The sequence below is a fragment of the Streptomyces sp. NPDC048270 genome, from assembly GCF_040652335.1.
Taxonomy (GTDB): Bacteria; Actinomycetota; Actinomycetes; order Streptomycetales; family Streptomycetaceae; genus Streptomyces.
Genome location: NZ_JBEZLV010000054.1, coordinates 25,089 through 33,499, shown reverse-complemented (window position 1 = coordinate 33,499; position 8,411 = coordinate 25,089). Strand labels below are relative to the sequence as shown.

Below are 8,411 nucleotides of genomic sequence, written 5' to 3'. Positions count from 1 at the left end.
CCGGCCGGGAGCGGGCGCGGGAGTTCGCGGTGCTGACCGCGCTGGGTGCGCCCCGGCGCGGGCTCGGCCGCACCGCCGCCGCCGAGAACGGCGTCCTGGTCGGCCTCGGGACCGCCGTCGGGCTGGGACTGGGCGCGGCCATCGTGCACCTGGTGGTGCCCCTGGTCGTTCTGACCCCGGCCGCGCGGCGGCCGGTACCCGGCGTCCTCGTGGACCTGCCGACCACCGCGACGCTGCTGATGGCCGCCGCGATCGCCGCGGTGCCCCTGCTGTCGGCCGTGATCGGCGGCCGCCGCAACCGGACCGCCCGGGGCGCCGCCGACCGGCTGCGCCTCTTGGAGGAGATGTGAGCCGCCCGGCCCCGACCACCGCCGACGGGCGGGCGCTGCGCCCCGCGCCCTGGGTGCGGACCCGGCTGCGCGCGGCGCCGCTGACCGTGCTGCTCGGCGCCGCCCTCGCCTTCGTCGCCGTACTGCTGGCGGCCGCGCTGCCGCGGGCCGCGGACCGGGGCGCCGACCAGGCCCTGCGGTCCTTCCTGCACGACCAGGGCCCCGGACCGACCAGCCTGTACGCCTCCGCCACCGCCCGTGGCGGGCGGATGGCCCCGCAGGACCTGGACTCCGTACTGGACGCGCTGCGTGCGCGCACCGGCGGCGGCTTCCGCATCGCCCCGACCGGCCCCGTGCACGGTGCGAGCGGGGTGAAGCCGCGCGATCTGGCGACCCCGGGCCTGGCCCGCCCGGAGGGGATCGACCCCAAGCTCACGATGGTCCACCTCCCCGAGGCCGCCGCACACACCACGCTGGTGGCCGGCCGCTGGCCGGACGGGGGCGCGCCGGACGGACCGCTGCCGGTGGCCCTGTCGCGCAGTGCCTCCGAGACGCTGAACGCTCCGCTCGGCACCGTGCTGGAATCCGTGCCGGGGATCTCCGGAACGCTGCGGGCCGAGGTCGTGGGCCTGTACGACCCCGCCGACCCCGCCGACGTCTACTGGACCGACCTGCCGTGCCTGACCCGGGCCTGCCAGCACCGCACCCGCACCACCCTGCCGAAGCTGTTCTGGCAGACCGCCGCGCTCGTCGGCGCGGACGGGCTCGACCGGGTCGCCGCCTGGGGCGAGGGCACCGAGTTCTTCTGGCGGCTCCCGGTGGACACCGGCGTCCTGCGCGCCGACCTGCTGCCCGGCGTCTCCCGGGAGATCGCCGCCTTCGTCACCGGGCCCACCGCGTCCGAGCTGTCCGCCGCCGTCAAACGGCCCGACCTGCGCATCAGCTCCCGCCTTCCCGAGCTGTTCACCCGGGCCGAGGCCCGGCAGCAGGGCGCCGCGCCGCTCGCCGCGATCGGGCCGGCCGGCGTCGCCGGGGTGGCCGCCGTGGTGTTCTGCCTGGCCGCCGCGCTGACCGGCGACCGGCGCGAGGCGGAGCTGCTGCTGCTCGCGGCCCGTGGCGGCTCCCGCCGCTCCCTGGTACTGCGGCTGCTCGCGGAGGGGGCCGTCACCGTGCTGCCGGCCGCCGCGCTCGCCACCTGGCTCGCCCTCCTGCTGCTGCCCACTCCCCGGTCGGCGGCCTCGGTGGCCCCCGCGGCCGCCGTGACGCTGCTCGCGCTGCTGGCCTTCCCCGTACGGGCCTTCGCCCTGCTGTCCGCGCCGCGGCGGCCGAGCCCCCGGCGCCGCCTCGTCGCCGAGCTGTTCGTCCTCGCCGCGACCGCCGCGGCGGTGGTGGAGGTGCGCCGCCGCGGTGTCGCCACCGCCGCCGGATTCGATCCGCTGCTGGTCGCCGCCCCGCTGCTGCTCGCCCTGTCCGGGGCGCTGCTGCTCGCCCGGGTCCAGCCGGCCCTCGTCGGGGCACTGGCCCGGGCGGCCGGCCGGGGTCCCGGCCTGGTCGGTTTCCTCGGGCTGGCGCGCGCCGCCCGGGGCGGCGGGGGCCGCCGGCGTCCCTCCGCACTGCCGCTGATCGCACTGCTGCTGGCCGTCACCACGGGCGGCTTCGGCGCCACGGTGCTCGGTTCGGTGGACACCGCGCGGCTCCAGGTGGCCCGGCAGGCCGTCGGCGGGGACAGCCAGATCGCCGCGGCCGCGGGGGACGCCCTGACGCCCGAGCTCATCCGGGCGGCGAACGCACTGCCCGGGGTACGGACCCCGGTCGCGGCCTGGGTGGAGGAGGACGCGTTCGTCTTCGGCACCGACCGCGGCTCCCCGCAGGTGACGGTGATCGTCGTCGACCCGGTGGCGTACGCGGCGCTGGCCCGCACGGTCGGCCGCGGACGCTTCGACCCGGCGCTGCTCGCCGGGGGCTCCCCCGGCGGGCCCCTGCCCGCGCTGGTCAGCAGCGACGTGGTCACGCGGGCCGGGGAGCAGTCCTACCGGCTGCGGGTGCGCGGTGAGGAACTCCAGGTCAGGGCCGCCGCCGTGGTCGACGGCACGCCCGCGCTGGCGGGAGGCGGAGCCGGCACCCTCGTCCTGCCGGCGCAGCCGACCGCCGCCCTGGTGCCGGGTGTCGGCGGCGCCAACCGCTGGTTCGCCACCGGAGCCCTCGACACGGACCGGCTGGAGGAGCTGGTCCGCGCCGGGACTCCGGCCGCGGCCGCCGAGCACGTCGTGGTGCGCACCAGCGCCGACGCCGTCGCCGAGCTCGGCGCCGATCCGCTCCAGCACTCGGCCGGCCGGCTGTTCTGGGCGGCGGTGGCGGGGGCGGCCGGATTCGCCCTGCTGGCCGTGCTGCTGACGCTGGTGCGGGCCGCGCCCGACCGGGCCGCGCTGCTGGCGCGGCTGCGCACCATGGGCCTGCGCCCCCGCCAGGGCGTGGTGCTGATCCTGGCCGAGGCCTTGCCGCAGGCCCTGGTCGCCGCGTTCGGCGGCGGGCTGGTCGCGGTGGCGGCCGTGGCCCTGCTCGGCCCGGCCGTGGACCTTTCCGCGCTGGTCGGCGCCCAGGTGCCGGCCGGGCTGCGGCTCACCGCACGGCCCGTGCTGACGCAGGCGCTGGGCCTGGCGGCCCTGGTGGCCGCCGCGGTGCTCGCCGAGGCGGCGATATCCGGCAGACGACAGATCTCCACCGAGCTGAGAGCGGGAGACCAGCGGTGAACACCGAGCAGCCGACCTACGAAGAGCTGCGCCGCCAGGCCCTGGCCGCCGCCGCGCCCCGTACGGCGGGGGCGGGCACGGCCATCGCCTGCGACCGCCTGGTGCGCATCTTCAGCACCGACGGGGTGGAGGTGCAGGCCCTGCAGGGGCTCGAACTGACCGTGGCCCAAGGCGATCTGGTGGCCCTGGTCGGCGCCTCCGGCAGCGGCAAGTCCACCCTGCTGAACATCCTGGCCGGGCTGGACGTCCCCACGGCGGGCACCGCCGCCGTCGGCGGCTACGACCTGCTGGAGATGTCCGCCAAGCAGCGGCTGCGCTACCGCCGGGAGGCGGTGGGCTTCGTCTGGCAGCAGACCGCCCGCAACCTGATGCCCTTCCTGACGGCGGCCCAGAACATCGCCCTCCCCATGCAGCTGCGGGGCCGCGCTCCCCGGGGCGCGGCCGCGCGCCGGGCGGCCCGGGTCGGCGAACTCCTCGAAGCCCTGGAGATATCCGATCTGGCGGCCCGCCGGCCGGCCGAGCTCTCCGGAGGCCAGCAGCAGCGCGTGGCCATCGCCGTGGCCATGGCCAACGACCCGGCGGTCCTCCTCGCCGACGAGCCCACCGGCGAGCTCGACTCGGAGACCGGCGCCGCCGTCTTCGAGGCCTTCCGCACGGTGAACCGGGAGCTGGGCGCCACCGTGGTCATCGTGACGCACGATCCGCTCGTCGCGGGGGAGGTCCGCCGCACGGTGGCCATCCGCGACGGTCGCACCAGCAGCGAGGTGCTGCGCCGCACCGTGACCGACGAGCACGGCGCGCAGTCGGTGAGCGAACGCGAGTACGTGATGCTCGACCGCACCGGCCGCGTCCAGCTGCCGCACAAGTTCCTGGAGGCCCTCGGCATGGAGCAGCGCGTGGCCGTGGACCTCGCCGCCGACCACATCGAGGTGCGCCGCGACGACCACGACCCGGTCGGGGACTGAGCCGGACCCGCAGCCGATTCCGTCACCTTCGCGCCCCGGGGGTCGTTAGGGCCTCGGGGTTGACTCGGGGGCGAAGGGATGAACGGCATGCGGCAATTTCCTCTGGAGATGCACCACGTGGCACCGGGCCGGGTGGTCGAATGGCGGCTGAGGTCCACGGCGGTGGAGGCCTGCGGCCCCGACGACGAGCCGGGCAGGAGGGCCTCGTTCAACCAGGAGAAGCACTTCACCGTCGCCGAGGAGAGCCGGGCCGCCGACGACCCCGTCGCATCGTGGATCGCGGTCACCTTCGAGGTGGCCGGACCGCTGGACGAACCGGCCCTGGCCCAGGCCCTGCTGGCCTTCGTCCAGCGGCACGAGGTGCTCAGGTGCGCGTTCCGCCGGCTGGCCGGGGAGCTGTCCTGCGAGCCCTTCGACCCCGCCGAACTCGCCCTCGCCGCCGAGACCGTGGGCACCTTCGGGACCTCCGGGGCGCTGCGGGACTTCCTCGTCGAGCGGTTCACGCGGAGCATCGACACGCTGTCCTGGCCGCTGTTCGTCATGGGCGCGGTGCTGCGCGAGGACTCCGCGACGGTCTACCTCGCCTTCGACCACATCGTGTGCGACGGCATGTCGATGCCGATCGTCGTCCACGAGGTGCTGACGGCGTACGAGGCCCTGTGCCGCGGCGAGGACTCCGGGCTGCCGGCCGCCGCTCCCAGCTACCTGGACTTCGCCGACGAGCAGCGCCGCCGCTACCTCTCCATCGACGCCCGTGACGAACGCCTCGACTACTGGAAGGAGTTCATCGCACGCGGCGGCGAGTTCTTCCCCCGCTTCCCGCTCGACCTCGGCGTGGAGCCGGACCGGATGTACCCCATCGTCAACGAGGCCTCCACGCTGCTGGACTCCGCCGAGACCGAGGTCTTCGAGAAGACCTGCCTGGCGGTCGGCGGAAAGCCCTTCATGGGGGTGCTCGCCTCCGTCGCCGTCTGCCTGCGCGAGGCCGGCGGCCCGGGCGTCTACCGGGGGCTCATGCCGGTGAGCGAGCGCGGCCGGGAGGGCTGGGGGAACTCGGTGGGCTGGTTCGTCAACACCATGCCCATCGAGTTCGACGCCTCCCCCGGCCGGGACTTCGCCCAGGTGATGGCGGGGGTCCGGGCCGGGTTCGGCGAGATGATCAGCCACATCGACGTACCGTTCGTGCGGGCCTGGGAGCTGCTCGCCCCCGAGGAGTTCGCGGCCCGCTCCTGGCCGTACCCGGTGAACTTCTTCTCGTACATCGACATGCGCCGGTGCCGGGGAGCCGAGCGCCACGACGAGTGGCGGCCCTCGACCCACGTGTGGTCGGCGCGCGCCAACGGCGCCTGTTCCTGGTTCCAGCGGGACGCCGACGGGCTGCACATGAACTCCCTCTACGTGGACACCCCGGCGGCCCGCCGCACCATGGGCGACTTCCAGGAGGCGCTGCGCCTGACCGTCCAGCAGATCGCCCGCTCGGGCGCCTTCCGCCGGCCCGTCGCGCTGACCGCCCCGCGCCGGCCCCAGCGGACGCCGCTCGACGTGGCCGCCCGCTACGGCCGGTAGAGGGTGTAGAGGAGCCGGTTCGGCACCACCGGCGGGGTGCCCTGGAGGACGCCGGCCGTGGCGTTCGCGACGAGGGCCTGCTTGACCTGTGCGGGGGTGTCGCCCGGCCGGAGGGCCAGGTGCAGGGCGGCGGCCCCGGAGGTGTGGGCGGTGGCGGCCGAGGTGCCGCTGAGGGTGGCCGTGGCGGTGTCGCCGTCCTTCCAGGCGGAGGGGATGGCCACCCCGGGCGCGAACAGGGCCACGCACTGGCCGTAATTGGAGGAGGGGGCCCGGCGGTCGAGGCTGTCGCTCGCCCCGGCGGTGATGATCTCGGGGAGCCGGGCGGGCGAGTTGGCGCAGGCTCCGTCGGGCCGGGCGGAGCCGCCGGCCGCGGCGGTGTAGGTGATCCCGGCGCGGATGGAGCCGCGCACGGCGGCGTCGAGTGCGGTGTTGGCGGCGCCGCCCAGGCTCATGTTCGCGACGGCGGGGCGGACCGCGTTCGCGGTCACCCAGTCGACGCCCGCGATGACCCCCGCGGTGGTGGCGGATCCCTGGCAGTTCAGGACGCGCACGGCGACCAGCCGGGCTTCCTTGGCCACTCCGAAGGTCGAGCCCGCGACGATCCCGCCGACGTGCGTGCCGTGGCCGTTGCAGTCGTTGCCGTTCTGGCCGTCGCCGACGGTGTCGGTGCCGACGGAGGCGCGGCCGCCGAACTGCGCGTGCGTGGTGCGCAGCCCGGTGTCGATGACGTACACCCGCACGCCCGGGGCGGTGGTCCGGTACGTGTAGGTGGTGGAGAGCGGGAGCGCCCGCTGGTCGATGCGGTCCAGTCCCCAGGGCGCGTCCGGCTGGACGGCCGCCGGGTCGGCGGTGGCGGTGGCGGCGGTGGCGGTCGCCGTGGTGGTGGCGGTGGCGGTGGCGGTGGCGGTGGTGGTGTCCAGGGTGAGCACGGTGTCCTGCTGGACGCGGGCCACGCGCGGGTCGGCGGCGAGCCGGGCCGCCTGGTTGGGGCTCATGCGCGCGGAGAAGCCGTGGAGCGCGGAGGCGTAGACGTGGCCGAGCCGGGCTCCGTCCGCCTTCGCCAGGAGGTCGGGCAGGGTCCGATTGCCGGCCGCCGGCTCCTTCAGGACGACGATCCAGCCGTCCGGGACCGCCGCCTCGTCGGGACCCGCGAGCTGTAACTTTCCCGCGGGAGTAGCGCGATCCGCGGGGGTGTCGGACGCTGCGGAGGCGGCAGAGGCGGAGGTGGCGAGGGGAGCGATCGGCAGGAGGGCGGCGGCGAGCAGGGCGGCGCAGGGCAGCAGCCTCGCTGAGCGTCTGGTGGCGGTCATCTCCGGTACACCTGACCTTTCGTCGACCGGGCGTGGGGGCGACCCAGGCTCTCCGGTCCCGTCCGGGGGCACAAGAGTGCGGTCCCGGACAGTCCGTCCCTTACGCGCGGAGCCGGGGCAGCCGGGGCAGCGGAGCAGCCGGGCACAGTCCGGCCTCGCCGGCGTGCGAGGCGCGGGATCCGGGGCGGAGCCCCAGGTCACCGAGTCCGCGCGTCACAGCCGCTCGGCGCGTCGGCGGAGCAGCGCGCGTTCGCTCTCGTTGCGGGTGAGGGAGGCCGCCCGTTCGAACTCGGCGCGGGCCTCCGCCGGCCGGCCGAGCCGCTCCAGCAGGTCTCCCCGGACGCTCGGCAGCAAGTGGTAGGCGCGCAGGGCCGGTTCCGAGGCCAGTGCGTCGACCAGCGGGAGGGCGGCTTCCGGTCCCTGTGCCATCGAGACGGCGACCGCCCGGTTGAGCTCCACCACCGGAGACGGGACCAGTGCGACGAGCCGCCCGTACAGGGTGGCGATCGTGGTCCAGTCGGTGTCCTCGTAGCGGAGGGCGGCCGCGTGGCAGCCGGCGATCGCGGCCTGCACCGAGTAGGGGCCGATGCCGGCGTGCCGCATGGCCTCGACGCCGCGCAGGATGAGCAGGCGGTTCCACCGGGCCCGGTTCTGGTCGGCGAGCAGGACCGGTTCCCCGTCGGGTCCGGTGCGGGCGGCCGTCCGGGAGGCCTGGAACTCCAGCAGCGCGGCGAGGCCGTGCACTTCGGGCTCCTCGGGCATCAGGCCCGCCAGGACGCGGGCCAGCCGCAGCGCGTCCTCGCACAGGGCGGGGCGGAGCAGGTCCTCGCCCGCGGTGGCCGAGTAGCCCTCGTTGAACACGAGGTAGATGACCTCGAGTACCGAGGCGAGCCGTGCCTCGCGGTCGGCACCGTACGGGACTTCGAAGGGCACCCCCGCCGTCGCCAGGGTCCGCTTCGCCCGGACGATGCGCTGGGCCACGGCGGACTCGGACGCGAGGAAGGCGCGGGCGATCTCCTGGGTCGTCAGGCCGCCCATCAGGCGCAGGGTGAGCGCGATCCGGGCCTCGGTCGCGAGCACCGGGTGGCAGGCGGTGAAGATCAGCCGCAGCAGGTCGTCGTCGATCGCGTCGGGCTCGGCCGGTTCGGCGGGCGGCGGTACGTCCTCCAGGGTCCGGCCGACCTCCGCGAGTTTGCGCGCGTACGTCTCCTTGCGGCGGACGAGGTCGATCGCACGGTGTTTGGCGGTGGCCATCAGCCAGGCTCCCGGCCGGTCCGGGACACCCGTTGCGGGCCACTGCTCCAGCGCGGCGACGAGGGCGTCCTGGGCGAGTTCCTCGGCGATGCCGACGTCCCGGACGATACGGGTGACGCCGGCGATGATCCGCGCCGACTCGATCCTGAACACCGCTTCGACCGCCTGGGCCGTACTCACTGCCGTCACGGCCACCCATCAGAGCAGCCGTGACGAGGCAGGGCAAACGCGGCGCGG

At 75.8% G+C, this 8,411-nt stretch carries 6 protein-coding genes; 4 read left to right on the top strand and 2 right to left on the bottom strand.

Annotated features, from left to right (window positions below):
- The 4 genes from AB0D66_RS30770 to AB0D66_RS30755 all read left to right on the top strand — a co-directional run.
- A partial coding sequence (locus AB0D66_RS30770) for an ABC transporter permease (RefSeq protein WP_362310513.1) occupies positions 1–350 on the top strand: 350 nt, incomplete at its 5' end.
- Positions 347–3,079: a hypothetical protein gene (locus AB0D66_RS30765; protein WP_362310512.1), complete on the top strand. Its 2,733-nt coding sequence runs from the start codon at positions 347–349 to the stop codon at positions 3,077–3,079. The genes AB0D66_RS30770 and AB0D66_RS30765, both read left to right, overlap by 4 nt.
- A 41-nt stretch (positions 3,080–3,120) precedes the next feature.
- On the top strand, positions 3,121–4,044 hold the full coding sequence (locus tag AB0D66_RS30760) for an ABC transporter ATP-binding protein (protein ID WP_362310517.1): 924 nt from the start codon (positions 3,121–3,123) through the stop codon (positions 4,042–4,044).
- An 87-nt stretch (positions 4,045–4,131) separates the two neighbouring features.
- Positions 4,132–5,610 carry a condensation domain-containing protein gene (locus tag AB0D66_RS30755; protein WP_362310511.1) on the top strand — a complete coding sequence of 493 codons (1,479 nt, stop codon included), beginning with the start codon at positions 4,132–4,134 and terminating at the stop codon, positions 5,608–5,610.
- Here AB0D66_RS30755 and AB0D66_RS30750 read toward each other — a convergent pair.
- Together AB0D66_RS30750 and AB0D66_RS30745 are read right to left on the bottom strand one after the other, a co-directional pair.
- Positions 5,598–6,920, bottom strand: a complete 1,323-nt coding sequence (locus AB0D66_RS30750; protein ID WP_362310510.1) for a S8 family peptidase — start codon at positions 6,918–6,920, stop codon at positions 5,598–5,600. The two genes, AB0D66_RS30755 and AB0D66_RS30750, sit on opposite strands and share 13 nt — an antisense overlap.
- A 213-nt stretch (positions 6,921–7,133) precedes the next feature.
- On the bottom strand, positions 7,134–8,354 hold the full coding sequence (locus tag AB0D66_RS30745; protein ID WP_362310516.1) for an RNA polymerase sigma factor: 1,221 nt from the start codon (positions 8,352–8,354) through the stop codon (positions 7,134–7,136).
- Positions 8,355–8,411 lie beyond the last annotated feature (57 nt).

Bases quoted from the DNA above. Each gene is read 5' to 3' on its own strand.
- AB0D66_RS30755 (WP_362310511.1), top strand. From the start codon at position 4,132: ATGCGGCAATTTCCTCTGGAGATGCACCACGTGGCACCGGGCCGGGTG.
- AB0D66_RS30750 (WP_362310510.1), bottom strand. From the start codon at position 6,920: ATGACCGCCACCAGACGCTCAGCGAGGCTGCTGCCCTGCGCCGCCCTG.